General features: G+C 58.3%; 25 protein-coding genes. 6 read left to right on the forward strand and 19 right to left on the reverse strand.

The window, feature by feature from the left end:
* Window positions 1-48 precede the first annotated feature (48 nt).
* Both G6R15_RS19800 and G6R15_RS19805 read left to right on the forward strand, forming a co-directional pair.
* A complete protein-coding gene (locus G6R15_RS19800) occupies window positions 49-1767 on the forward strand; it encodes a metallophosphoesterase (RefSeq protein ID WP_164661709.1) in 1719 nt (572 codons plus the stop codon).
* 124 nt (window positions 1768-1891) lie between these two features.
* Window positions 1892-3520 (forward strand): acyl-CoA synthetase, encoded by a 1629-nt coding sequence (locus G6R15_RS19805; protein WP_164661710.1) that lies wholly within the window; start codon window positions 1892-1894, stop codon window positions 3518-3520.
* A 6-nt stretch (window positions 3521-3526) separates the two neighbouring features.
* Here G6R15_RS19805 and G6R15_RS19810 read toward each other — a convergent pair whose 3' ends face one another.
* On the reverse strand, window positions 3527-3862 hold the full coding sequence (locus G6R15_RS19810; protein ID WP_164661711.1) for a DOPA 4,5-dioxygenase family protein: 336 nt from the start codon (window positions 3860-3862) through the stop codon (window positions 3527-3529).
* 145 nt (window positions 3863-4007) lie between these two features.
* Between G6R15_RS19810 and G6R15_RS19815 the strand changes: the two genes are divergently transcribed.
* Window positions 4008-6158, forward strand: a complete 2151-nt coding sequence (locus G6R15_RS19815; protein WP_164661712.1) for a glycosyltransferase family 41 protein — start codon at window positions 4008-4010, stop codon at window positions 6156-6158.
* A gap of 11 nt (window positions 6159-6169) precedes the next feature.
* Here the strand turns inward: G6R15_RS19815 and speB are convergent, their stop codons facing one another.
* Complete coding sequence (speB, locus tag G6R15_RS19820) at window positions 6170-7129, reverse strand: agmatinase (RefSeq protein WP_164661713.1); 960 nt, start codon at window positions 7127-7129, stop codon at window positions 6170-6172.
* Between the two features lie 116 nt (window positions 7130-7245).
* Between speB and G6R15_RS19825 the strand changes: the two genes are divergently transcribed.
* Window positions 7246-7431 (forward strand): hypothetical protein, encoded by a 186-nt coding sequence (locus G6R15_RS19825; protein WP_164661714.1) that lies wholly within the window; start codon window positions 7246-7248, stop codon window positions 7429-7431.
* Window positions 7432-7446: 15 nt separating this feature from the next.
* Here G6R15_RS19825 and maiA read toward each other — a convergent pair whose 3' ends face one another.
* The 7 genes from maiA to hmgA form a co-directional block, all read right to left on the reverse strand.
* On the reverse strand, window positions 7447-8085 hold the full coding sequence (gene maiA / locus G6R15_RS19830; RefSeq protein ID WP_164661715.1) for a maleylacetoacetate isomerase: 639 nt from the start codon (window positions 8083-8085) through the stop codon (window positions 7447-7449).
* A gap of 68 nt (window positions 8086-8153) precedes the next feature.
* Window positions 8154-8699, reverse strand: a complete 546-nt coding sequence (locus G6R15_RS19835) for a VOC family protein (protein ID WP_164661716.1) — start codon at window positions 8697-8699, stop codon at window positions 8154-8156.
* Window positions 8700-8702: 3 nt separating this feature from the next.
* Complete coding sequence (locus G6R15_RS19840) at window positions 8703-8903, reverse strand: DUF2783 domain-containing protein (protein ID WP_164661717.1); 201 nt, start codon at window positions 8901-8903, stop codon at window positions 8703-8705.
* A gap of 5 nt (window positions 8904-8908) precedes the next feature.
* On the reverse strand, window positions 8909-10519 hold the full coding sequence (locus tag G6R15_RS19845) for an FAD-dependent oxidoreductase (protein WP_164661718.1): 1611 nt from the start codon (window positions 10517-10519) through the stop codon (window positions 8909-8911).
* Window positions 10520-10657: 138 nt separating this feature from the next.
* Window positions 10658-11608, reverse strand: a complete 951-nt coding sequence (locus G6R15_RS19850) for an MBL fold metallo-hydrolase (protein ID WP_164661719.1) — start codon at window positions 11606-11608, stop codon at window positions 10658-10660.
* Window positions 11609-11620: 12 nt separating this feature from the next.
* Complete coding sequence (gene fahA / locus G6R15_RS19855) at window positions 11621-12880, reverse strand: fumarylacetoacetase (protein WP_164661720.1); 1260 nt, start codon at window positions 12878-12880, stop codon at window positions 11621-11623.
* A gap of 114 nt (window positions 12881-12994) precedes the next feature.
* On the reverse strand, window positions 12995-14350 hold the full coding sequence (hmgA, locus tag G6R15_RS19860) for a homogentisate 1,2-dioxygenase (protein ID WP_164661721.1): 1356 nt from the start codon (window positions 14348-14350) through the stop codon (window positions 12995-12997).
* 71 nt (window positions 14351-14421) lie between these two features.
* Between hmgA and G6R15_RS19865 the strand changes: the two genes are divergently transcribed.
* Window positions 14422-14859, forward strand: a complete 438-nt coding sequence (locus G6R15_RS19865) for a MarR family winged helix-turn-helix transcriptional regulator (protein WP_164661722.1) — start codon at window positions 14422-14424, stop codon at window positions 14857-14859.
* Between the two features lie 78 nt (window positions 14860-14937).
* Window positions 14938-16185: an adenylate/guanylate cyclase domain-containing protein gene (locus G6R15_RS19870; protein ID WP_164661723.1), complete on the forward strand. Its 1248-nt coding sequence runs from the start codon at window positions 14938-14940 to the stop codon at window positions 16183-16185.
* A gap of 154 nt (window positions 16186-16339) precedes the next feature.
* Here G6R15_RS19870 and G6R15_RS19875 read toward each other — a convergent pair whose 3' ends face one another.
* The 10 genes from G6R15_RS19875 to G6R15_RS19920 form a co-directional block, all read right to left on the reverse strand.
* The gene (locus G6R15_RS19875) at window positions 16340-17149 is read right to left on the reverse strand and encodes a division plane positioning ATPase MipZ (RefSeq protein ID WP_164661724.1); all 810 of its coding nucleotides are present in this window, start codon (window positions 17147-17149) and stop codon (window positions 16340-16342) included.
* Between the two features lie 136 nt (window positions 17150-17285).
* Window positions 17286-19394, reverse strand: a complete 2109-nt coding sequence (locus G6R15_RS19880) for a DEAD/DEAH box helicase (protein WP_164661725.1) — start codon at window positions 19392-19394, stop codon at window positions 17286-17288.
* A gap of 105 nt (window positions 19395-19499) precedes the next feature.
* Entirely contained in the window at window positions 19500-19721 is a 222-nt protein-coding gene (rpmE, locus tag G6R15_RS19885; RefSeq protein WP_108789909.1) for a 50S ribosomal protein L31, read from the reverse strand.
* A gap of 11 nt (window positions 19722-19732) precedes the next feature.
* Window positions 19733-20116: a 50S ribosomal protein L19 gene (gene rplS / locus G6R15_RS19890; RefSeq protein WP_164661726.1), complete on the reverse strand. Its 384-nt coding sequence runs from the start codon at window positions 20114-20116 to the stop codon at window positions 19733-19735.
* 272 nt (window positions 20117-20388) lie between these two features.
* Complete coding sequence (locus G6R15_RS19895; RefSeq protein WP_164661727.1) at window positions 20389-21144, reverse strand: TylF/MycF/NovP-related O-methyltransferase; 756 nt, start codon at window positions 21142-21144, stop codon at window positions 20389-20391.
* 68 nt (window positions 21145-21212) lie between these two features.
* Entirely contained in the window at window positions 21213-22013 is an 801-nt protein-coding gene (trmD, locus tag G6R15_RS19900) for a tRNA (guanosine(37)-N1)-methyltransferase TrmD (RefSeq protein ID WP_164661728.1), read from the reverse strand.
* Between the two features lie 141 nt (window positions 22014-22154).
* On the reverse strand, window positions 22155-22673 hold the full coding sequence (gene rimM, locus G6R15_RS19905) for a ribosome maturation factor RimM (RefSeq protein WP_164661729.1): 519 nt from the start codon (window positions 22671-22673) through the stop codon (window positions 22155-22157).
* Window positions 22674-22679: 6 nt separating this feature from the next.
* Window positions 22680-23315, reverse strand: a complete 636-nt coding sequence (gene bluB / locus G6R15_RS19910; protein ID WP_205520591.1) for a 5,6-dimethylbenzimidazole synthase — start codon at window positions 23313-23315, stop codon at window positions 22680-22682.
* A gap of 14 nt (window positions 23316-23329) precedes the next feature.
* Window positions 23330-23689 carry a 30S ribosomal protein S16 gene (gene rpsP / locus G6R15_RS19915; protein WP_164661730.1) on the reverse strand — a complete coding sequence of 120 codons (360 nt, stop codon included), beginning with the start codon at window positions 23687-23689 and terminating at the stop codon, window positions 23330-23332.
* 41 nt (window positions 23690-23730) lie between these two features.
* Window positions 23731-24027, reverse strand: a complete 297-nt coding sequence (locus G6R15_RS19920) for a chorismate mutase (protein ID WP_164661731.1) — start codon at window positions 24025-24027, stop codon at window positions 23731-23733.
* Window positions 24028-24083 lie beyond the last annotated feature (56 nt).

Below are 24083 nucleotides of genomic sequence, written 5' to 3' on the forward strand. Positions count from 1 at the left end.
GCGGCTGGGTGGCGTCAAAATCGAGGTGCCGTAATCTTGACCGACCCGATGTTCACATTCGCCGTCTTCACCGACACACACATCCGTGCGCCCGAAGGGGATCTGTCATCGCCCTATGCGGTGAACACCAAGGCCAACGCGCGGGCCGAGGTGGCGGCAGCGTTGGCGGCAGCGCAAGATCCAACCTTGACCATCCACCTCGGAGATATGGTCCATCCCTTGCCGCATATGGCGGCTTATGGTTCGGCGTGCCAGGAGGCGCGCCGGGTCTTTGCTTGTCTTGAACCCAACTTGCATTTCGTGCCGGGCAACCACGATATTGGCGACAAACCGCATGATGCCTCGCCCGCCGACGCGGTGACGCCTGATGCGGTTGCGGCTTATTCAGGCCAGTTCGGCGATCAGTGGTCCCACGTAGATCATGAGGATTGCCGGTTCGTTCTGATCAACTCGTCTATCATTGGAAGCGGTTTGGACGCCGAGCAGGAACAATTCGACTGGCTCGAAGAGGTGCTGGGCACCGACAAGCGAACGTTTTTGTTCTCGCATTATCCGCTGTTCATCGATGCGGTAGACGAGGACGAACACTATGACAATTACGGGCCGGAGGAGCGTGCGCAACTGCTTGAAATGATTGAACGGCATGAGGTCGAGGCGGTGCTGTCCGGCCATGTGCATCAGTTCTTTTTCAACCGAGCGGGCGAGACCAAGTTCTATTGTCTTCCCGCCACCAGCTTTACCCGTCAGGACTTTGCCGAGTTGTACAACGCAGGCCCCGAGGCCGAGTTTGGTCGCAACGACCGTGGTAAGTTCGGGATCATGTTGGTCGACGTCTATGCGGATGGGCATCGGTTGCGGTTCGTGCCCACGGGCGGCGCGGAATCCGATGCTGTGGTCGATATGAGCCAACGCAAGCCGCCTGCGAAATCGGGCCTAGTGCCATTCATGCGCCACGCTTGGTATCAGAGCCGCGATCTGCCCTACACCGGTGCAATGGAAGAGTTTTCGCGCAAGCGGGCGCGCAATGATTATCCGTTGCTGCGTCTGTGGCAGATGGGGATCGAGACAGTGCGCACCCCTCTGGCCGATCTGGCCCGCCCCGAAAGCCTGCGCCGGGTACAAGATTTTGCCGCCACCGGCATTCGCTTCCACATGTTCACAACGTCGATGCCTAGTGACGATGTGCTGGCGTTGATTGCTGACAATTGCGATGCTCTGGCGGGGCTTGAGATCGTACAGGTGGAGCCGGATCTGGTTCGGGTCAAAGAGATCGCCAAAGCGTTCATCAAAGTGGCGGACGTGCCTCTATACGTCAGCCGCGCTGCAACCTCAGCCGATAACGCGGTCGAGGGACAGATTTATGCACATAACGTCTGGACCGGCTATCGTTATGCCCGCAGAGCCGAGATCCTGGATGCGTTGGCTGACACAGGTCTACCGCTGCGACCGATCTTTGCGGTAGGTTGGCGCGCGGACTGGCTGGGCAAGATCGGCGGCTTGCAAGACGCATTCGAACATCGCGGGATCGAAGGTGCAGTGGCGGTGCAATTGATGACCGGCAGCCCGGCCACCGCGAATTTTGACGATGACTATATTGTGGAAAGCGTGGCTGAACTGGTGCGCGGTCGTGCAGGGCATCCTCGCGTTACGGTGATGCTGGATACATTTGAAACCATCGATCGCGGTTACAATCCGCGTCATGGGTTGATTGACCGGTTGGGCAATCTGACACCGGCGGGGCGGTCATTGACCCTGTCGCGCGGCTAAGCGCCTTGTGATGTCGGGTCGCAAACGGCCTGCGGTCTGACGCCAACTTGATGTTGGCGTCAGGCGTTTCCTGTGATCATTATTCAGGCACCTGCACTATGCGCGGCACCAAGGGGGACAGATCATGGCACCACCAAACATCTACGAACAACATCTGGATCAAAACCGGGCCAATCACACCGCGCTGTCGCCGCTCAGCTATCTTGAGCGTACGGCGCTGATCTATCCCGATTATCCTGCCCTCGTTTACGGTACGCGCCGCCAGAACTGGCTGGCAACCTATGACCGTTGCCGCAAGCTGGCCAGTGCTTTGGATCAGCGCGGGATCGGCAAAGGTGACACTGTGTCGATCATCGCCGCCAACATCCCCGAGCTATTTGAGGCGCATTTTGGTGTTCCTATGTCCGGTGCTGTTCTTAATGCCATCAACACACGACTTGATGCACCCGTCGTCGCCTATATTCTGGAACACGCAGAAGCAAAGGTGCTGCTGGTTGATCCTGAATTCTCGAACGTTGTGAAAGAGGCGCTGTCCCAGTTCGACAGTTCGAACCTGCTGGTGATTGACATCGAAGACGACAGTTTTGATGGGGGCGAGAAGCTGGGGTCGCTGACCTATGATGCACTGCTGGCAGAAGGTGAGCCGACTTTTGACTGGTCCTTGCCAAACGACGAATGGGACGCGATCACCCTGAACTATACCTCTGGCACCACGGGTAACCCCAAGGGCGTCGTCTATCACCACCGAGGGGCGGCGTTGAACGCGACCTCGAACATCCTGACGTGGGGCATGCCGCAGCATTCGGTGTATTTGTGGACGCTGCCGATGTTTCACTGCAATGGCTGGTGTTTTCCTTGGACCATGGCCGCCAATGCAGGCGTGTCTGTGTGCCTACGCGCCGTGCGGGACGAACCGATCTATCGCGCGTTCCGCGAGGAAAAGGTCACGCACTTCTGCGGCGCGCCGATCGTGCTGAACATGCTGGCCAACGCGCCAGAGGAGATGAAAGATTTTGATCACAAGATCAATGCCATGACCGCAGGCGCCCCGCCCCCTGCTGCTGTGATCGAAAAGATGGAAGGCATGGGCGTCGAGGTCACTCATGTCTATGGCCTGACCGAAACCTATGGCCCTTCGGTTGTCTGTGCCTGGAAAAACGAATGGAACGACCGCCCTGCCGAAGAAAAAGCCGCCCTCAAAGTGCGTCAGGGGGTGAAATATCTGGCGCTCTCCGGCCTGATGGTGGCCGATCCTGAAACGTTGCAGCCTGTTCCAGCGGATGGGGAAACGATGGGCGAGATTTTCATGCAGGGCAATATCGTGATGAAGGGGTACCTCAAGAACCCTGATGCCACCGACAAAGCGTTTAACGGGGGGTGGTTTGCCAGCGGTGATCTGGGGGTCATGCACCCCGATGGCTATGTCGCGCTAAAGGACCGGTCCAAGGACATCATCATCTCGGGCGGCGAAAACATCTCGTCGGTCGAGATCGAGGACATCCTGTACAAACACCCCGCTGTGATGGACGCCGCAGTGGTCGCCCGCCCGGATGACAAATGGGGTGAGACACCTTGCGCCTTTGTCGAACTGAAACCGGGACAAGAGGCAACCGAGGCCGAGATCATCGCTTTTTGCCGCGATCACATGGCACATTTCAAGGCGCCCAAGACGGTGGTGTTCGGCGGTTTGCCCAAAACGTCCACAGGCAAGATCCAGAAGTTCGTTTTACGTGATCAGGCGCGGGCGCTCTGATCATTTTCAAGCCCCGTCAAAAATCGACAAGTCGAGTTCCAGCAGCTCTCCCATCCATACGGCCCGATCTCGGTGGTCCTCAAGGTGCTCGCCGGTGTCGGGATGGGTGAAGATGGTCAACCCTTGGCGGTTCAACATCAGCCAAGGCAGCACCTGATCCAGAACTTCGGGACCAAACCCCAACTGACAACTCCATCGGGGGTGCGGTCCCACGTTTCGTTCATGCATCCGCCCCATCTGGACGTCGAAAAGCCTTGTTGCTTGTTCGCATACTGAACGGGCCGCGTCGACGGTACCGGCGTCGAAATAGACATGTGCATGGTAGCCTTTGATCTGAGGCATGTTGGCTCCTTTAGTCTCTGCCTTGGGCCGTAGTTATTTGTCTGATGTGACACGTCAGTAAGGGGTGCCGTCAAGACGAGACTTAATCAGGTGTTAGCAATCCTCGGCTACGCAAGATTTGTTGAGTAGTACGCATGGGGATCAAATGTCAGCAAACCAAGTTTTGCAAAAGGCGCGCAAGCTTGCCAAACAGGGCGCCGGGGAACAGGCTATTGCGCTTTGCGATGACTTCTTGAAGAGATACCCCAAGAACAAGTTGGTACGACAACAGCTCACGGCGATTGTCCAAGAGTTCAAACGCACAAATGATGTGCCAAACCAGCTGTCCTCCAAGTTTGCTCAAGCATTTGCAGAAGGCAGATATTCCACGCTTCAGCCGCAACTGTTCCAATTGATCGAGAGCTTTCCGCAGTCTTATTCATTGTGGCTGCTTTTGGGGAATACGCTTTTGAAACAGGCGGAACTTTCAAAAGCGGAACTGGCATTCGAACAGGCTCGCATGCTTGACCCTACGGCCAGCGCTCCGGTGACAGGGTTAGGGGATATACACCGTGCAGCCGGACGAGCGGACAAAGCGCTTCAATTGTATTCCAATGCTTTGACGCTGAACCCAAAAGACCTGACCGCGCTCAACAATTGTGGCAACCTTTTGTGTTCCACGGGACGCGACAAAGAGAGCGTCAGATTTTTCGAAAAGGCGCGGGAATTGGCTGCGGGCAATGCCGTGGTTCGTTTCAATCTGGGCAATGCCTACTCCAAGCTTGGGGCGCGTGAACTGGCTGAACAGGAGCTGCAGGTGGCGGTGGATTTGCGCCCGGACCTGATCGAAGCGAGGTACAATTTGGGACTGGTGCAGCGACTGCGGGGTAATCTACAGATGGCTGTTCGCAGTTTTGAAGCCATCCTGGCGGCGGAGCCTACCCATGATGCAGTCAGGGTCGAGCTTATTCACCAGATGGCGCAAATGTGCGATTGGCGGTGGCTGGATCAGCTGAGACAGGCACCTTCGGATTTCACGCTTGGAGACCGGGGGACAAGCCCCTTTCCCTGCCTCGCGATGGAAGACAACCCGATCCGGCAACGTCGCCGGTCCGAACTATATGCCGACCGAATTTTGCGCGGGATCGAGGGTGCTAAATTTTCCACAGCCAACACCTGTTCAAAAAAGCTCAGGATCGGCTATTTCTCGGCGGATTTTCATGACCACGCCACGATGTATTTGATGGGGGGGCTGTTCGAGCACCACGACCTTTCGAATTTCGAGATCTACATTTATTCCTTTGGGCCAAAAGTGCCCGAGGCAACGTGCAAACGGATTGCCGATTATGTTGTGGCAGTTCATGAGGTTTCCCATCTGTCGGATGCCCAGATTGCTGAAATCGCGCGGGCGGATGGCTTGGACATTGGGGTCGATCTGAAAGGGTATACGGGCGACAACCGCTGTGGCGTTTTTGCTCACGGGGTTGCGCCGGTCCAAATGTCTTGGCTTGGCTATCCCAGCACCATGGGATCTGCGGCATACGACTATGTCATCGCCGATCAGGTTGTACTACCACCCTCTCAGCGCGATGGCTTTGTCGAGAATGTGATCTATTTGCCCGGCAGTTATCAGATCAACGATAATTCACGCGGCATCGCCGCCGTTGAATTTTCCCGCGCTGAGTGCCGGCTGCCCGAGGCGGCCTTTGTGTTTTGCTGCTTCAACAATAGTTACAAGATCGGCCCCGCCGAATTCGACATCTGGATGCGCTTGCTGAACCGAGTGGAGGGAAGCGTTTTATGGTTGCTGAGAGGCAATGAATGGGCCGAAGAGAACTTGCGGCGCGAAGCGTTCAATCGGGGTATTGATCCAATGCGATTGGTCTTTGCAAATCGGATGCCTGCATCGGATCATCTCGCGCGGCATCGATTGGCTGATCTTTGCCTGGATACGTTCACGGTCAATGCACATACGACGGCCAGCGATGCTCTTTGGGCAGGGGTGCCGATGATAACGAAGCCCGGGCAGCAGTTCGCGGCGCGGGTGGGGGCAAGCCTGTTGCAAGCCGCTGGCTTCCCGGAACTGATTGCCAAAACAGAACAGGGTTATGAGACGCTCGCACTGCAACTGGCAGAGCAGCCACGGCAGTTAACCCAAATTCGAGCCAGGCTTTCTGCTGCGCGAAACACGTGCCGACTGTTTGACACAGCGCAATTCGTCAGGGACCTAGAGACCGCCTTTGCGGGTGTTGCTGGGATACAAAGATCCCGGAAAGCACCCAGAGATTTTTGGGTTCAGCCTAATAGCGAAATTTGATGCCGTCGCGCTTACAAGTCCCGATGATGCAGAATGCGTCCGATAGAGTTCATAAGCAATTGCGCTGCTAGGATCGACGTGCTTCCAGTAGGATCATAGTCCGGAGCAACCTCGACCAGGTCCATGCCCACGATCTCGCCTCGTTGCGCCAGCCCGTCGATCAGTTCCAATACCTCGTAGTACATGAAACCCCCATGGCTGGGTGTGCCGGTGCCTGGCGCAATTGACGGGTCAAAGGCGTCGATGTCCAGAGTCAGATAGTACCGCGCGCCTTCGGGGATGCGGCGCAGCATCGCCTCGACGCCCATCTTACGGACATGGCGGACTGATTGGATGTCTGATCCCATCGAGCGGGCGTCTTCGTATCCGTCCTTGGCTGTGGACGAGACGTTGCGAATGCCGATTTGGCTGAGCCCGGTCACAAAGGGCTTCTCGGCCGCACGCCGCATCGGGTTGCCGTGGCCATATCGTACGCCGTGACGTTCATCGACAAAGTCCAGATGAGCATCGATTTGAACCACATGGATCGGTTCCTGGTCATCAAAGGCATTGATACAGGGGATGTTGATCGAATGATCGCCGCCCAAAACCACCGGCAGGGCACCCGCTTGCAGCATCTTGCGCACACCGTATTCGATGTTGGCGTGGCTCTGGATCGTATCAGTGTGAATTATATCTGCATCGCCGATGTCGACGATGGTGACTTTGGCCGGGTCCAGATAGGTCACGTCGTCCTCAAAATCGTACGCGCCGGCATGCCCAAAGGAAAACAGGGTTGATGCCTCGCGGATCGCGCGCGGGCCCATGCGGGTTCCGGACCGCCATTGAGTGCCAAAGTCGAACGGTGCTCCCATGACGGCCACATCGGCGTCGATCTGATCCCAATCCTCGACATATGGGTATTTTCCGAAGGTGCAAATGCCCACAAAAGGCAGGTTCAACCGTCCGCTTTCATAACCGTGTTTGGCCATATCTTGTCCCCTGTCGTTTTTCCGATTCTAACTCGACGTCTCTGGACAAGGACAGTTCGAAAGCGTCAAATCCGCGTCGGAGGTAGCAAAATTTTCAATTTCAGAGGTATTTGGAAATGCGATCTCGGATTGATGATCATCTGGACGGTGCTGCGAACGAGGGCCTTGCCCTGAATGAACCTGAACTCGGCGGCGCCACTGTTCATGATCTTGAGGATGTAAACCCTGTGTTCTTGAAGCAGCTCGACATGACCATTGGGTCGAGCGGTGTGGAAATAGGTGAGTTTTCGGAATGGTTGTAAACCCCGACCTCACGCTTAGGCAGGTTTCCAGCGATCGGGGTGGGCTGCGGCAAATGCAGGATGTGCGGCGCAGGCGGTTTCCACGCTGGTAAGCCGGGGCATGTCACTGATGTCAGCACCCCAGCGGCGGGCGTTGTAAAGCTGTGGCATCAGGCAGATGTCGGCCAATCCCGGTGTGTCGCTGGTGCAAAATGGGGCTTGTGCGTATGCGCCTAGCATGGTCTCGAACGCATGCAGGCCGGGTTGGATGAAATGGGTCATCCAGTCGCCGGGCATGCCGTCGACCCCGCCGCTGAGTGTTGTTGCATGTTTGGCGACTTGCAGATTGCAAACCGGATGAATGTCCACGGCGATGGAATGCGCCAGGGCCTGCGCTTGCGCGCGCGCGCCTGGGTCTTTGGGCAGCAGGCCCAGGTCTCGGGTCTGATCCAGATAGTCGAGGATTGCCAGCGACTGTGTCAGGCGAAGCCCGTCGATTTCCAACACTGGCACAAACCCTTGCGGGTTGCGGGCAAGATGCTCGGGCGACTTGTGCTCGCCTTTGACCAGATCGACCGAGATCGCCTGATAATCGATCCCTGCGAGGTTCAACGCGATACGCAGCCGATAGCTGGCCGAAGATCTCCAGTAGTCAAAAAGGATCGTATCGCTCATCAAGGCCTCCATACATGTGCGAGCGACCGGCCCGTTGAGCCGGTCTCTGTTGATTCAGCCTAGCGGATTCAGTCGACTTTGTTCAGCTCTTTGGCGTGCAGCCAATCGGCGTGTTTGGGCGCCTTTTTGGTCACGGACCATTCGTTCAACATATCCCACTTCACCTCATCCATGCGCTTGAGCATGGCTTCTTCTTCAGGATCAGGGCAGGCCAGTTCCACACGGTGACCATTGGGGTCGAAGAAATAGATCGAGTGAAAGATCGAATGATCCGTGACACCCAAAACTTCAACGCCATTGGCCACGAGGTGCTCTTTGAACTCGATCAGTGTATCGCGGTCTTTGACCTTGAATGCGATGTGCTGAACCCAGATCGGTGTGTTCGGGTCCCGGCCCATTTCGGGCTTTGTGGGTAGTTCAAAGAACGCCAGAACGTTACCATTTCCGGCATCCAGGAACAGGTGCATATAGGGATCAGGTTCGTGGGTGGACGGCACGTGATCCTCGGCAATTGCCAGGATGAACTCCATGTTCAGCATTTTGCCGTACCATTCCACCGTCTCTTTTGCGTCCTTGCAGCGATAGGCAACGTGGTGGATCTTTTCGACTTTCATGTATCAAACCTCCTCTTTGAGCGCGGCAGCCGCCAGCGCCTGGGTCAGGGTCGCGCGGTTTCCAATGTGGTTTGCCAGAACCAGCACCAGACGCGCGTTCAGCGCGTCGCTGTCGGCCTTGTCCAGGCCTTCGTGAAGGCTGAGCAACTCGGCGTAGAAGTCATCTGCTCCGTCGATGTTCGGGGTCAGGATCAGGTCGTTCATCTGTGTTACTCCTTGCCTGTGGCGCGACGGATCGCGGCGCGGATTTGGGGTTCGTCAAAGCTGGGTCGGCGGGCGGCCACGTGCTGATCGGGACGGATCAGGTAGACACCGCTGTCGTTGTCGCCCAGATACCGCTCTTTGAGCGCCAGCGTTGCGTCATCCTTGACCGACAGCGCCAGTCGGGTGACCTCGACGCCGTCTTCTTCGATCATATCCGGCGCGTCCGCGTCGATGGTGAGCAGGGTGAATTTGTCCGCCAGTTTCGGCAGCAGGAAACCATCCCCCAACGGCGCATCTGGGCAAGCCGAGCCGGGTCGTGTGCGGGCCGGGCCATCCAGTGCATCGGCAGAGTTCAGTGGGGAGCCGTCATAGGTGCAAGGCACCGACAGGCGACCCGAGTTTACCAACGGGCGGGCAAATTCGTGATGCTCGCTTAAGTCGAGCACTGCGTCGCGTAGAATGCGGCTCATCTCGGACTTTGGCGTGATGAAATCGGTCGAGCGTGACGAGTTCAGGATGTTTTCATCGGCTCCGTGCACACGTTCAATGTCATAGCTGTCCAACAGGCTTTCGGGCGCTTTGCCTTCCATCACCAGCTTAAGCTTCCAGACCAGGTTGTCAGTGTCCTGAAGGCCCGAGTTCGCACCCCGCGCACCAAAGGGCGAGACCTGATGTGCGGCGTCGCCTGCAAAGAGCACGCGCCCATGGCGGAATTGCTCCATCCGGCGGCATTGGAAAGTGTAGATGCTGACCCATTCCAGCTCAAATTCGATGTCCTCGCCCAGCATCGCTTTGAGGCGCGGGATGACATTCTCCGGGCGCTTTTCACGTTCCTTGTCGATGTCCCAGCCCAATTGCAGGTCGATGCGCCAGACGCCATCGGGTTGCTTGTGCAGCAGCGCCGATTGCCCCTTGTTGAACGGTGGATCGAACCAGAACCAACGCTCAGTCGGGAAATCGGCGTCCATGATCACATCGGCGATCAGGAAGTTGTCTTCGAACACGCGACCAACAAAATCCTTGCCTAACATACGGCGGGTCGGTGACCCGGCTCCATCACAGGCGATTAGCCACTCGGCCTCAATCGTGTACGATCCTTCAGGCGTCTCGACCTCAAGTTTCACATGGTCTGGGTGGGTGCCGATCGCTTCGACCTTGTTGCGGCCGCGGATTTCAATCGGGGCGCCATCGGCTTGCAATTCGCGAACGCGATCTACCAAATACTCTTCGAAATAGTATTGCTGCAGGTTGATGAAGGCCGGGCGCGCGTGCCCCTCTTCGGGCAGCAAGTTGAAGTCATAGACCTGGCGATCGTCAAAGAAGACTTTGCCCATGTTCCATTGCACGCCCTTGTCGACCATCGGTTGGCCGCAGCCAAGACGGTCAAGGATTTCCAGGGGGCGTTTGGCAAAGCAGATGGCGCGGCTACCAAAGCTGACCTTGTCGTTGTCATCCAGCACGACAACTTCAATCCCTTGCTGCGCAAGATCAATGGCGGCGGCCAGGCCAACGGGGCCCGCACCAATGACGGCTACCTTGTGCCGAACAGGTGCAGACGCGTCTTGATCCGGGCTGCGGTTGTAGGCGTAAAGTGGAACTTCGAAGATCTTGTTCATGGGCTCTCCCCCCTCAAACGGTGCCAGAAGGCACAAGTTTCCTGGGTCCCGGCGATGGACCGCCGGGAGTGATGGTTTATTGTCTTCCGTTTCGGTTTAGGGCGACACGATCTGGATCAAAGACGCCCCTGCAGCGTGTTAGCCCTGCAACTCTGCCCACATTTCCAGATCGCGTTTGTCGGTCCAGATGCGGGGGTGTGCGATGCCACGGGCTTCGTCATAGGCGCGGGCGACGTTGAACGGCAGGCAGTGTTCGTAGATGGCATAGTCCGCGAACTTGGGGTCACACTCGGCGCGCACGGCGTCCCATGCCTCTTTCAGCGACCCGCCGCGTGCGGCGATCCGCTGTACCGGGCGATAGGTGCTATCGACAAAATCGCGGGTGTTTTCGATGGCGGCGTTCACCATCTCTTTGCCCACCAGAGCATCACCGCGACCCGGCGCAATCGCGTCCACGTCATAGGCCTTGATGTTGTTCAGCGTCTGGCCCCAATCGGCGAAATGCCCGTCGCCGCAATAACAGGCCGAGTGGTATTCGACGATGTCACCGGTAAACATGACGTTCTGATCCGGCACGTGGATCACCGCGTCACCAGCGGTGTGTGCACGGCCGATCTGTTTGATGTCGACCCTGCGCTTGCCCAGGAAAACAGTCATCTGATCGGTGAATGTGGTGGTCGGATAGGTCAGGCCGGGAATGCTTTCGTGGCCTTCAAACAGGCGGGGGAAGCGTTGGAATTCGCTGTCCCAATCCTCTTGCCCGCGCTCCAGCACCATGTTGTAGGCGGTGTTCGACATGATCACTTGCTGCGCGTTGAACGCGCTCGCCCCCAATACGCGAACCGCGTGATAGTGGGTCAGCACCACATGGGTGATCGGTTTGTCGGTCACCGAACGCACACATTCGATCACCTTGTTTGCCAGGCGTGGGGTGGCCTGCGCTTCGACGATCATCACGCTGTCGTCGCCGATGATCACGCCCGAATTCGGGTCGCCCTCGGCGGTAAAGGCGTAAAGCCCCTCGCCAATTTCATCAAAGGTGATCTTCTTCTCGGACATGTCCCCTTGGGACGCGAATGCTTTTGCCATGGGTCTGTTTCCTTATTCTGCGGGCCAGCTGACGGCGGGCAGGATTTCCCCGGTGCAGTCGCCAAAGCCAATGGTGAACCCGTCGCCACGGGCATTGCCGCGCAGGGTCAGTGTGTCGCCGTCTTCGATGAAACCGCGGGTCTCGCCGGTCTCCAGCGTGAAAGGCTCACGGCCTGCCCAGCTGAGTTCCATGAGCGAGCCGTATTCCTCGCGCACCGGGCCGGAAATGGTGCCAGAACCCAGCAGGTCGCCGGCGTTCATTTCACAGCCGCCTATCGCGTGGTGGCACAGCTGTTCGGCGGCGGAATAATACATCCGGTTGTAGTTGGTTTTGGCGATGACGGATGCGGCGTCGGCGCCTTCGGGCTGCATCAGAACCTCAAGCTCGATGTCATACAGGCCGTCCTTGCTGCCGTTCAGGTAGGGCAGTAGTTCCTTGTCACGCGCGGGGGTAGGCGCGCGGAAGCTGTCCAGTGCCGCAGCGGTCACGATCCACGGTGAAATCGAAGTGCCAAACGCCTTGCCCTGGAACGGACCAAGCGGCTGATACTCCCACCCCTGGATGTCACGAGCTGACCAGTCGTTCAGCAGCACATAGCCAAAGATCATGGCGTCAGCCTCATCGACCGTGACGGGCTGACCAAAGTCCGATCCGGTGCCGACGATGGCACCCATTTCCAGTTCAATGTCCAGCCGCTTGGAGGGGCCAAAAGACGGCATATCTGCATCCGGCGCCTTGGTCTGACCATTGGGGCGGTGGATCGGTGTGCCCGAAACCACAACGGACGACGCGCGACCGTTGTACCCGATGGGAATGTGCAGCCAGTTGGCAGGCAGATCAGGCGAGCCGCGTAGGATCGCGCCCATGTTCTGAGCATGCTGCTTACCGGCGTAGAAATCGGTGTATTCGCTGACGGCAAAAGGCATGTGCAGATCGGCGTCGGCGGCGGCCACCAGCAGCGGCTCTACCTTGCCCTGCTCGCTGGATCCTTCAGCCAGCAGCGCAGTCAGACGCTCGCGAAAGGCGGTCCAGACAGCCGGACCCTCTTCCATCAGGACGTTCCAAAACGGCATGTCAAAGAGCGGCTCATCGGTCAGGGCCATCAGCCCCTCGGCCTCGGCGGCGGTGACGTCCAGGATCATGTCCCCGATCGCCACGCCGCAGCGCGGGTCAGAGCCTTCGGTCGAAAACACACCATACGGCAGGTTGTTGAGCGGAAACGGGTGGTTGGCGTCGTTGGCCGAGGCCACCCAGGATGTCATCAAAGGCAATGTCTTGTCCTTTCGGTGCGGGGGAGCGCGGCCCCCATGTTTCTTCTTGTTCCAAATACGGCGGGGGGAACTTGCCCCATCGGGGCAAGAGGAGGGCAGCGCCCCCTGTCACCTTCACTTCATCCCTGGTGTGCCGTCAAATTTCTTTTCGATGTCTTCCCAGCAGTCGATGTAGTCATCCTGCAACGGTGCCTCGTTTGCGGCAAACCCTGTCAGATGCTGCGGGAAGCGGGTCTCGAACATAAAGGACATGGTGTTGTCCAGCTTTTCGGGACCCAGGTTCGAATTCGACGCGCCCTCGAACGCGTTCTTGTCCGGACCGTGGGGCAGCATCATGTTGTGCAGGCTCATGCCACCGGGCACGAACCCCTGCGGCTTGGCGTCATACTGGCCATAGATGTTGCCCATCAACTCGGACATGATGTTCTTGTGATACCATGGCGGGCGAAAGGTGTTTTCTGCCACCATCCAACGTTCACGGAACAGCACAAAGTCGATGTTGGCTGTACCCGGTTGGCCCGAAGGCGCGGTCAGTACGGTAAAGATCGACGGGTCCGGGTGATCAAACAGGATCGCGCCGACCGGGCAATAGGTACGCAGGTCGTATTTGTAAGGCGCATAGTTGCCGTGCCAGGCGACCACGTCCAGCGGCGAATGCCCGATCTTGGTAGTGTGGAACTGGCCGCACCATTTCACGGTGACAGTCGAGGGCGTCTCGCGATCCTCAAATGCCGCGATTGGTGCCTTGAAATCGCGTGGGTTCGCCATGCAGTTGGCGCCAATCGGGCCGCGTCCCGGCAGTTCGTATTTCTGCCCATAGTTTTCGCAGACAAAACCGCGGCAAGGCCCTTCGAGTACTTCGACCCGATAGACGAGGCCACGTGGCAGGATGGCGATCTCTTGCGGTTGGACATCGATGATCCCCAGCTCGGTCGCAAAACGCAGGCGCCCTTCTTGCGGGACCACCAGCATCTCGCTGTCGGCCGAGAAGAAATAGGCATCCTCCATCGACTCGCTCACCAGATAGATGTGCGTGGCCATGCCGACCTGTGTGTTTACATCGCCGGCCGTGGTCATAGTGCGCATGCCTGTCATCCAGGTCAGCCCCTCGTCGGAATGTGGGACCGCGTCCCAACGGTACTGACCCAAGCTGATCACATCAGGATCAACGCAAGGGGCCGATTTCCAATAGGGCAGGTCGATCTTTTCATAGCGGTGCGAATGCTTGACCGACGGCCGGATGCGGTAACACCAGGTCCGTTCCGGCGGGTTGGCGGTAAAGGCCGTGCCGCTCAACTGCTCTCCGTAAAGGCCATAGTTACATTTTTGCGGGCTGTTCATGCCTTGGGGCAAGGCCCCCGGCAGGGCTTCGGTTTCAAAGTCGTTTCCAAAGCCGGGCATGTAGCCTTCGGTCGTACCGGTTGCCGTTGTGGCCTGAACAAAATTATGTGGGTCGGTTGGACGATTCATCGCGCGTTCCTCCGTTCTGGCTTGTGGAATAATAGTTGATTTTGTAACTAACAAGAACAAGGAGAGCAAAAATGACCGAAAAAGACGACTTTGATTTGCGGAATTTCATGCCGTTTCTGCTGAACCTGGCTGCGGAACAAAGCTCCTTGGGGTTTCAGCGTACCTACAAGAATCGCTATGGGATGCTGCGCACCGAATGGCGGGTGTTGTTCCATCTGGGCAACTATGGCGAGATGACCGCCAAAGAAATCGGCGAGCGCGCTGTCATGCACAAGACTAAGATCAGTCGCGCCGTGGCCAAGCTGAGCCAGCGGCGCTATCTTACACGCACACGTGATGAGCACGACCGCCGGTCCGAGCGATTGACGTTGACCCCAGCAGGCCTTGTCGTCTATCGCGAGCTGCGCCAGGAGGCCGAGGCCTATGAGACTCAGCTGGGAAAACAATTCACCGCCGGAGAAGTGGTTCTGTTGCGTATGATGCTGAGACGGCTGGCCGGTTTAGACTAAACCTGAATACTGGGGCTGTCCAAACGCGATACGAATGCACATATCGCCGGTAATAAAAGTAGCGGACAGGAGATCCCCATGACCGATGTCGGGCAACGACACGCACCTATCGATGCATCTGCCGATGTGCTGAACACTTGGTTGCTGCAACGCGGGCTTGAGGGGGCTACGCAAGAAGAAGTGCTGCAAGGCTATTGTTCACAGCTGGTGGATCTTGGCATTCCCCTTTATCGACTGCACGTCGCCCAAAGCGCGTTTCACCCGCAGTACGGTGGCATCGGGTTTGAGTGGCTGCGTGAAGAGGGGATGAGCAGCGAGGAATATACCTATTCGGAAACCCCGCGCGCAGAGTGGCTGCGAAGCCCGCTCTATCATTTGCTCGAAAGCAACCTGACCGAGTTTCGCGAACGGCTGATTGACAGCAACGAAACAAGCCGGTTTCCGCTTCTCGATGAACTTAGGGAACTTGGCGCGACGGATTACTTTGCGGCCGGCGTTGTGCTTGAAGCCCGCAAAGATGATCAGCCGCTGGACCCGACCAACGCGCCCGAAGGAGTTCTGCTGTCCTGGACCAGCGATGGTGAAGATGGGTTCCATGACAGTGACTTGTCCGTGATCCGGGCAGCGCAGCCCTATCTGGCGTTGGCTTTGAAAGCGGCCGCAAACCGGCGCGTGGCGGCTGATCTGTTGCAAGTCTATCTGGGCCGCGACGCAGGTCGGCGCGTGCTGTCAGGGGAAATGCAACGCGGGTCCTTGCAGCAGATTGATGCGGTCCTGTGTTACTTCGACCTCAAAGACTTCACCAGCCTGACCGAGCGCACGCCAGGGCCCGAATTGATTGCGATGCTGAACGACTACTTTGGTCTGGCTGTTGGCGTGATCCAGGGGCACGGCGGGAACATCCTGAAGTTCATGGGTGACGGCATTCTTGCGATGTTCAACCTCCAAAGCCTGCAGGCTTCGGTGACAGCGGGTCTTGATGCGGTTTCAGAACTCCGTAACAAGATGGACGAGAAAAACGCAGAGCGGAGCGCCAATGGCGAGACGACAACAGGTGTGACGCTGGCGATGCACGCGGGCGAGATTCTCTACGGTAACATCGGAGCTGAGAACCGGTTGGATTTTACCGTGATAGGACCTGCTGTGAATCTGACGGTTCGACTGTCAGGCTTGCACCGTTCCGTTGGTCACAGTGTTATCCTGTCCGAGCCTATTGTGCGTGCAAGCGGTGGAACGAAGCACGATCTGGTCAGCCTCGGGCGGTACATGCTGCGCGGTGTGTCTGAGCCGCAAGAACTGTATACGATCTACGCGCCACAACACTGAAGCGCTGCAACCGTGTCCACCGGGGGGTTGTTTGTCCCGTCAAGGTGTTTCGAGAGAGGCTCATGCGGGCGCAGCTCGCATGAGCCCGGCCCAACCGGAGGAGATGCCCCCATGGGGGGGCGTCGACGACGGGCGGGAGTGCTCCGAGGATGTGTCAGAAATCGATTTCGACACCAGGCAGATTGAGCGCCTTCATCATGTCACGCAATTCCTGGCGCGCCGCGATGTTCGAAATGTTAAGTTGCTTAACGCCAATGTCCTTGAGATCCAGCAGGGTCAGGCCACGTGGAAACAGCTCGCGAAAGATCACACGCTCGGAAAAACCGGGTGCGATGCGGAACCCGATGCGGTTGGACAGCATTTCGATCGCGCGCTGCATCTTTTCTTTGTTTACCATACGCTGAGTGCCGACTCGGTTGCGCACGACAACCCAGTCGATGGGTTTCAGGCCTGCCTGTGCTCGCAGCTGCCGCGCGTTCCAGACCATTTCGGAATAAACCGACGGACCCAGGATCTTCTCGCCCAGTGGATCAATTCGCGCAAGCAGATCGAAATCCACAAAGCTATCGTTGAGCGGTGTGATCAGAGTATCGGCCAGCGAATGCGCCACTTGGCTCAGGCGGGTGTGCGAGCCGGGACAGTCGATCAGGATGAAATCACTATCGGCCTCCAGCCGGGACACGGCCGCCGACAAGCGGTGGTCATAGATGTTTTCGCCGGGTTTCAGCGAGGCTGGGTCGATCTCGGGCAGGTCATGAGTATGGGGCGTCGGTAGCTCAATACCTGCCTTGTTCAAAAAGCTTGCCCGGTTTTCAGAATAGCGCCCCAGGCTGCGTTGGCGCAGGTCCAGGTCCAGCGTGTTGACCTTGAACCCCATGCGGGCGAGCGCGGTCGCAACATGCATGGATACAGTGGATTTACCTGCGCCGCCTTTTTCATTTCCGACGACAATGATATGCGCCATGTGCCCCGTGTCCCTTGCTCCGCGAGGTTATCCTCGCGATTGTTGACGCCACTATATGTTGAGAAGAACACCATGAAAAGTGTTCTTGGGCATTGCCTGCTCAATCTATGGGTGGATTGAGCAGGTCTGTATCACATCACCCTTTGCGAGGTTTTCGCGGCTTGGCATCCCCGCCCTTGTTGGGGTTGTACCGTTTGCTGGAATCCATCGCGCGCGCTTTGTTCTTCTTGCTGTCCGGTTTTCCGGCCGGCGGCGGCGGGCCTTTGGGCTTTCCGCCGCGGGGCTTGTCAGCGGCTTTTCCGGCATAGGGTTTGGAGCCCGGTTTGGAGCCAGCCCGTTTCTTGGCTGGTTCCGCGACAATACCCGGGCCACTGCGGTCGTCGGTCGAGCGCTTTTTGTATGGCGCATCACCGCTTTTCCCGGGGGTTCCAGCCTTGGGTTTTTTCCTGCGCGGCTCTGAGGCGTCGTTCCAATCAATTGGCGGAGTCGACCGGGCTGGTTTGTCGCTCTTGCCGGTACGCGGCTTGCGTCCCTCGTCCTTGTGGCCTTTGTCTTTCCACGCGGGACGTTCGGATTGACCATCACGATCCCGAGGGGCTCGGCGTTCACCGCGATCAGACCGATCCGGGCGTGGCTTGCCTTTGAAACTTGGACGCGGTGAATTTGCAATATCGGGGGCCGAGGCGAGCTGTTTCAGCACCGCACCGGGCTCAAGTTCGGTCTTGCCATCGAGATTGGCAAGGAAGCCCGCGACGGCCTCTTGTTTCAGCTCAACAAAGGTTTCGCTTTGTTGCACGCGGATCGCACCGATGTCGTCCTTGGTCAGATCACCCGCCTTGCAGATCATCGGCAAATAGGTGCGGGGTTCGGCGCCAGCATCGTGACCGCCCGAGATTGAGAACCAGACGCTTGGGCCAAAGGCCGCACGCGGTTTCTGCTGTTTGCCTGCGTCCGCAGCGTTAAGCTCTTCGGGGGCGGAATGGCGCTCGTGGTACAGACGCAAATACGCAGCTGCGATCTGCTCCGGGCTGAACTGATCCATCAGTTTCTGAACGGGCGCCTGCTCGTTTTCGGAAACGGCTTCCTGCCATGCAGAGTCTGCCAGCATCCGCTCTTCATCGCGCAGTTTTACCTCGTCTGCCGAAGGCGCGTTGCACATCTCGGCAGTCAGTTTGGCGAACCGCAGAATACGTTGTGCTTTGGAACGCGCCTTGGGTGGCACGATTAACGCGCTGACGCCCTTGCGCCCGGCACGGCCGGTCCGACCTGAGCGGTGCAGCAGTGTTTCGTGGTTGTTGGGCAGTTCGGCGTGGACCACCAGATCCAAACCCGGCAGGTCGATCCCGCGCGCGGCCACGTCGGTGGCCACACAAACGCGGGCACGACCGTCGCGCATGGATTGCAGGGCGTTGGTACGCTCGGATTGGGTCAGCTCACCCGACAGGGCCACAACCGGGAAACCCCGGTTCGACAGGCGCGCGGTCAGGCGGGCAACCATGGCGCGGGTATTGGCAAAGATGATCGCGTTGGGGGCCTCGTAATACCGCAACACGTTGATTATCGCGTTCTCGGCGTCTTGAGGGGCCACGGACATCATCCGGTATTCGATGTCGGAATGCTGCGAGGTCTCGGCAACGGTTGTGACGCGTTCAGCATTATTTTGATAGTTTTCGGCCAGTTTGGCGATGCCGCGGGGCACCGTGGCGGAAAACATCAGGGTGCGGCGGTCTTCGGGGCATTCGCCAAGGATGAATTCCAGATCTTCGGCAAAGCCCAGATCCAACATCTCGTCCGCTTCGTCCAGTACGACACCGCGCACCTGGCTCAGGTCGATCGAGCCGCGCATGATGTGGTCGCGCAGACGTCCAGGAGTAGCGACAACGATATGCGAACCGCGCGACAAAGCGCGACGCTCGTCGCGCATGTCCATGCCGCCCACACAAGACGCTAGAAATGCACCCGCACCGTTATACAGCCACGTCAGCTCGCGCTTCACCTGCAAGGCCAGCTCGCGGGTAGGGGCGATGATCAGGGCCAGAGGGGCATTGGCTTGCTGAAATGCTTCATCCTCACCCAACAGGGTGGGACCAAGCGCCAGGCCAAAGCCCACAGTCTTGCCCGATCCAGTCTGCGCGGACACCAGCAGATCACGGTCGTTGAGTTCAGGCTGCGTCACGGCCTCCTGCACTTGGGTCAGGGTTTCGTAACCGCGCTCTTTGAGCGCATCGGCAAGAACTTGTTTCACGGGGACGGCTTTCTCGCGGGCAGATCCCGCGCGGATGGGAGAGAATGAAAAAAGGCTGCCTTAGGCAAAAGGCAGCCTTTGGGGTCAAGTGAGGGTCGAGATGGCTTAGAAGCCCAGACCTTCGTATTTCTTCTTGAACTTCGATACGCGGCCACCGGCGTCCAGCAGGCGGGTGTTGCCGCCGGTCCATGCCGGGTGAACCGAGGGGTCGATGTCCAGAGCCAGCTGGTCGCCTTCGGCGCCCCAAGTGGATTTCATCTGAACGACGGTGCCATCGGTCATCTTGACGTTGATGACGTGGTACTCGGGATGTGTATCTTTTTTCATGAGACCGATCCTTACGCCTGAGCGCCCGACTTGGGCTTGTAGTTGGAATCTTCTGCGATCCGTGCGGACTTACCACGGCGCGAGCGCAGGTAGTACAGCTTGGCGCGACGGACGCGACCACGGCGGACAACGGTGATGCTGTCGATGTTGGTCGAGTGCAGCGGGAACACACGTTCCACGCCTTCGCCGAACGAAATCTTGCGAACGGTGAACGAACCGGCAATGCCCGAACCGTGTTTACGGCTGATGCAGACGCCTTCGTAGTTCTGAACACGGCTACGCGTGCCTTCGGTCACTTTGTAACCGACGCGAATGGTGTCACCGGCCTTGAAGTCGGGGATGTCTTTCCCCAGAGCGGCAACTTGTTCCGCCTCGAGTTGTGCGATCAGGTCCATCGCAGGTCTCCTACTATTGCTCGTGGTTGTTCCACGAAGATTTGGGCGCGGCCAGATAGCTCTTGGTCTTCATCGGGTTCCGCTTGCGCAGCCCGCCAGAGATCAGGTCGTCTGTTCCTTGAAGTTGACTGTTTGGCTACCGGTCCCATCGGTCGAAGAAGACATTCAGGGTGCTGTGGCAGAAACAGCCAAAAGCCCGGAGCGCACAGGGGCGATTCCAGACTTGGCGTCACTTACGTCTTTTGGGATGCAGGATCAACCCCCATTGGCGTTTAGTGCCTGATCACTAGTCCCTGACCTGTGGGCAGTTCCAGCACGTTGTGTCCGCGTTCCGCCATGAACGCGTTTTCGGCGTGACGCTGTGCGGCGTAACCGGTCCAGCCATAGTCGTCAAACACGATCAAACCGCCCGGAACGACCTTGTCAAAGAGCGCCTCAAGGGCCGCGATTTCCGAAGCTGCCGAGTTCATGTCGATGTGCAAGAGCGCGATCTGTTCGGGGCAATCTTGTGCAAAGCTATCGGGCACCGTCCCACGCACGATGCGGGCGTTGGCGATTTCTGCGAACCGCTTTTGAACCACCTTGAGGATCGCGTCGGGGTCATCCTTGACGTCCCTCTCATACGCTTGGTTGGACCGTTTTTCCGAGTTCATTTCGTCAGGAATGCCCTCGTAGGTGTCGTAGAGGTAGAGCGTTTTGTCCAGGGTCTGGAATTGCAGATAGTCGGTGATGAAGGCAAAACAAAAGCCTTTCCAGACCCCACATTCCACGAAATCCCCCGGTAGGTGCAGCGTGTTCTGTGCAGCCCACAACAGCGTGTGCAACCGCCATGCCAACGACAGTTCTTGCTTGGTTTCGGCATTGCGCTTTAGCGTGTCGACGAACTTCTGATCTTCACGAAAACCTGCGGCGCGTTGCAGGCCGATCAGGTTGTCCGAGGCAAACATCGGCCCGCAGAGTTCCTGTAGCGTTTTCAAGGCGTCGCGAAAACGTTCGCCGTCTTGTCCCTTTAGGCGACCGTAAAACACGCTGCTCTCCCTTGATCTTTTGGTTGGGAACAGTTCGACAGGGTCGAGCCAAAGGTGTCAAGCACGGCTTAGTCTTTGGCGGGCTTCTGGAGTGCATCCCACAGGTCGGGGCGACGGGTGCGGGTCAGCTCTTCGCTCTGGTCCTGGCGCCATTGTGCGACTTTGCCATGATGACCGGACATCAGGACATCCGGGATCGGGCGGCCTTTCCATTCGGCGGGGCGGGTGTATTGGGGATGTTCCAGCAGGCCCGAGGAAAAGCTTTCTTCCTCGGTCGAGGCGGCGTTCCCCAGAACGTTGGGAATCAAACGAACGGTGGCGTCGATCAGGGCCTGCGCCGCGATCTCGCCGCCCGTCATGACGAAGTCGCCGAGACTGACCTCTTGAATGCCATAGTGTTCCAGAACCCGCTCATCGACGCCCTCAAAACGGCCGCAGAGCAGGGTAACCCCGTCAGCGCGTGCGAGATTGCGCATCATTGGCTGATCCATACGTTTGCCACGCGGCGAGAGGTAGATGATTGGCCAATTGCCACGGACGCCTTCCATTGCATGTTCGATGGCGTTGCCCAACACGTCGGCGCGCAGAACCATGCCCGCGCCCCCGCCGGCGGGGGTGTCGTCGACATTGCGATGTTTACCGACTCCGAATTGGCGCAGGTCGATGGTTTCCAATTGCCACAGACCATCTTGCAGAGCCTTGCCGGTCAGGCTCTCTCCTAGCACGCCGGGAAAGGCCGAAGGAAAGAGGGTTAGGATCTTGGCCTTCCACACGCCGTGCAGATCCGGCGTGGCCGTGATCAGCTCGCGCGGTTTCAGGGTGGGGCGGATCGCCTTGCGGCCATGGGATTTTTGGGGTGCGTCGGTCATGTCAGAGTCATAGGCAAACTGTGGGGTCTGGGAAAGCCCGCGTGATCCAATTGTGTGCTTGCGCACGCTCGATGAGCGCCTGCGGCGCAGTGTGCGAGGCTCTGCCTCGCGCTCCGGGATACTTGGAGCCAGGTGAAGTTGTCAGAGAAGACCTTCGGGTAGGTCGACGATGATGCGGCCCGCGGCGAGGTCGACTGTAGGGACGGCTGCCAGCGTGAAGGGGAGGAGGGCCGTGCCCTTGATCCCTGGCCCCTCGATTTCGAGCAGGTCCGAAGCGCCGTGGTTTTGGACGGTTTTCACGCGACCCAGTTGGGTGCCGCCGGTGTCGAAGACGGCAAGGCCCTTCAGGTCCGCGTGGTAGTACTCGTCGTCGGGCAGTGAGGGCAGTTGATCGCGGCGTGCAAAGAGGCGTGTGCCGCGCAGGTCGTCGCCTTGTTCCTTGGTCTCTACGTCGCCGATGTGGGCGGAAAAGCCATTCTTGATCGCGCGCGTCAGCAAGATGGAATAGGATTTGGTACCGGTCTCATCCGTCAGCGGTGAATATGTTTCGATGTCTTCAGGGACCGCGCAGTAGGATTTGATCCGCACTTCGCCGCGTACCCCGTAAGAGCCGACAATGGCGCCGACACAGACCAGTTCGTTATCGTTGGTATCGGACATGGGGCCTCAGCGGGTTTCGATGGGCAGTTGTGCGTGACGCTGTTCCCAGCCCTCGCGCTGCAATTCAGGTGTATCAGATATCTGTTCCGGCCAGCCAATGCAAAAATAGCCGATCAACTGCCAACTGGGGTCGGCATTGAGGTCGATTGCCAGTTGCTTGGGGTCAAGCACGGACACCCAGCCCAGTCCCAACCCTTCGGCGCGTAGGCGCAACCAGAAGAGGGTGGTGGCGGCCACGACAGAATAGCGGCGCATTTCGGGCATGGTGCGGGCACCCAGGCCGTGGCCTTTGGGCGTGGCGTCGTCACAGTAGATGGCGAGGTGCACTGGGGCCTCTTGCATGCCCGAGAGTTTGAGCTTGCTGTAGTTTTGGGCCTGTTTGCCGGAATAGCCCGACAGGGCTTCGGCGTTGGCGGTGCAGAAGTTTTCCAGCGCGGCGGCACGGGCCGTCTCGGTTTTGATACGCAGGATGCGCCAAGGTTCCGACAACCCCACCGAAGGGGCCATGGAAAAGGCGTCGAGGCAACGCGCGAGCGTCGCCTCGTTCACCGGATCAGTGCGGAACCGACGCACGTCGCGCCGGAGCCGCATCAACAGGTCAAGCTGCGTGCGAAAATCGTCTGTGAAAGGCTGATCCTGCACGCAGATTATCCCTATTATTCAGTCGCTTCAGCGGCTTCAGCAGCCTTGGCGGCTTTCTCTTCGGCGCGTTCCTGGGCTTTTTTGCCGGGGGCGCCTTTCTTGGGGTTGCTGCGGTCCGCTTTTTCGCGGACGCCAGCTGCTTCCAGCATGCGAGCGATACGGTCGGTCGGCTGGGCGCCGTGGTCGAGCCAGTACTGAACGCGCTCCATGTTCATTTTCACGCGCTCTTCGCTGTCTTTGGGCAGCAGTGGGTTGTAGGTGCCCAGCTTTTCGATGAAGCGGCCGTCGCGCGGCATGCGGCTGTCAGCAGCCACGATGCGGTAGAAGGGACGCTTTTTCGAGCCGCCGCGGGCGAGACGAATTTTCATAGCCATGGGTTTATCTCCTTTAGATGGCGTTAGCAGGCAAGAGCCTGTTATTCTTGGTGTTTCTTATGGTGTCGGATGACTTCCTGAATGATAAAATTCAGAAAAGCCTTGGCAAAATCGGGGTCCAGTTCGGCTTCTTTTGCCAGGTCTTCGAGGCGTTCGATCTGGGTCGCTTCGCGGGCTGGATCGGACGGGGGAAGGTCATGAGTCGCTTTCAGATGGCCCACCGCTTGGGTGTGCTTGAACCGCTCGCCAAGCGTGTAGACGAGGATCGCGTCGAGCCGGTCGATGCTGTCGCGGTGGTCTTTCAGCAGCTCGGCTGCGCGTGTCACGGGGTCAGTCATGATGGCCTCTGCGTTGCAACAAATTGGGTGAAATACGGGGTGCACAAGGCGTGCAC

Source organism: Tropicibacter sp. Alg240-R139 (assembly GCF_900537075.1).
Classification (GTDB): Bacteria; Pseudomonadota; Alphaproteobacteria; order Rhodobacterales; family Rhodobacteraceae; genus Falsiruegeria.

Coding starts and splice junctions, on each gene's coding strand:
- G6R15_RS19920 (WP_164661731.1), bottom strand. CDS start 24,027: ATGACTGACCCCGTGACACGCGCAGCCGAGCTGCTGAAAGACCACCGC.
- G6R15_RS19835 (WP_164661716.1), bottom strand. CDS start 8,699: ATGAAAGTCGAAAAGATCCACCACGTTGCCTATCGCTGCAAGGACGCA.
- maiA (WP_164661715.1), bottom strand. CDS start 8,085: ATGAGCGATACGATCCTTTTTGACTACTGGAGATCTTCGGCCAGCTAT.
- G6R15_RS19840 (WP_164661717.1), bottom strand. CDS start 8,903: ATGAACGACCTGATCCTGACCCCGAACATCGACGGAGCAGATGACTTC.
- trmD (WP_164661728.1), bottom strand. CDS start 22,013: ATGACCGACGCACCCCAAAAATCCCATGGCCGCAAGGCGATCCGCCCC.
- G6R15_RS19825 (WP_164661714.1), top strand. CDS start 7,246: ATGCGATCTCGGATTGATGATCATCTGGACGGTGCTGCGAACGAGGGC.
- rpsP (WP_164661730.1), bottom strand. CDS start 23,689: ATGGCTATGAAAATTCGTCTCGCCCGCGGCGGCTCGAAAAAGCGTCCC.
- hmgA (WP_164661721.1), bottom strand. CDS start 14,350: ATGAATCGTCCAACCGACCCACATAATTTTGTTCAGGCCACAACGGCA.
- G6R15_RS19805 (WP_164661710.1), top strand. CDS start 1,892: ATGGCACCACCAAACATCTACGAACAACATCTGGATCAAAACCGGGCC.
- G6R15_RS19870 (WP_164661723.1), top strand. CDS start 14,938: ATGACCGATGTCGGGCAACGACACGCACCTATCGATGCATCTGCCGAT.
- G6R15_RS19865 (WP_164661722.1), top strand. CDS start 14,422: ATGACCGAAAAAGACGACTTTGATTTGCGGAATTTCATGCCGTTTCTG.
- G6R15_RS19810 (WP_164661711.1), bottom strand. CDS start 3,862: ATGCCTCAGATCAAAGGCTACCATGCACATGTCTATTTCGACGCCGGT.
- G6R15_RS19815 (WP_164661712.1), top strand. CDS start 4,008: ATGTCAGCAAACCAAGTTTTGCAAAAGGCGCGCAAGCTTGCCAAACAG.
- G6R15_RS19800 (WP_164661709.1), top strand. CDS start 49: ATGTTCACATTCGCCGTCTTCACCGACACACACATCCGTGCGCCCGAA.
- G6R15_RS19875 (WP_164661724.1), bottom strand. CDS start 17,149: ATGGCGCATATCATTGTCGTCGGAAATGAAAAAGGCGGCGCAGGTAAA.
- rpmE (WP_108789909.1), bottom strand. CDS start 19,721: ATGAAAAAAGATACACATCCCGAGTACCACGTCATCAACGTCAAGATG.
- rplS (WP_164661726.1), bottom strand. CDS start 20,116: ATGGACCTGATCGCACAACTCGAGGCGGAACAAGTTGCCGCTCTGGGG.
- G6R15_RS19845 (WP_164661718.1), bottom strand. CDS start 10,519: ATGAACAAGATCTTCGAAGTTCCACTTTACGCCTACAACCGCAGCCCG.
- G6R15_RS19850 (WP_164661719.1), bottom strand. CDS start 11,608: ATGGCAAAAGCATTCGCGTCCCAAGGGGACATGTCCGAGAAGAAGATC.
- speB (WP_164661713.1), bottom strand. CDS start 7,129: ATGGCCAAACACGGTTATGAAAGCGGACGGTTGAACCTGCCTTTTGTG.
- rimM (WP_164661729.1), bottom strand. CDS start 22,673: ATGTCCGATACCAACGATAACGAACTGGTCTGTGTCGGCGCCATTGTC.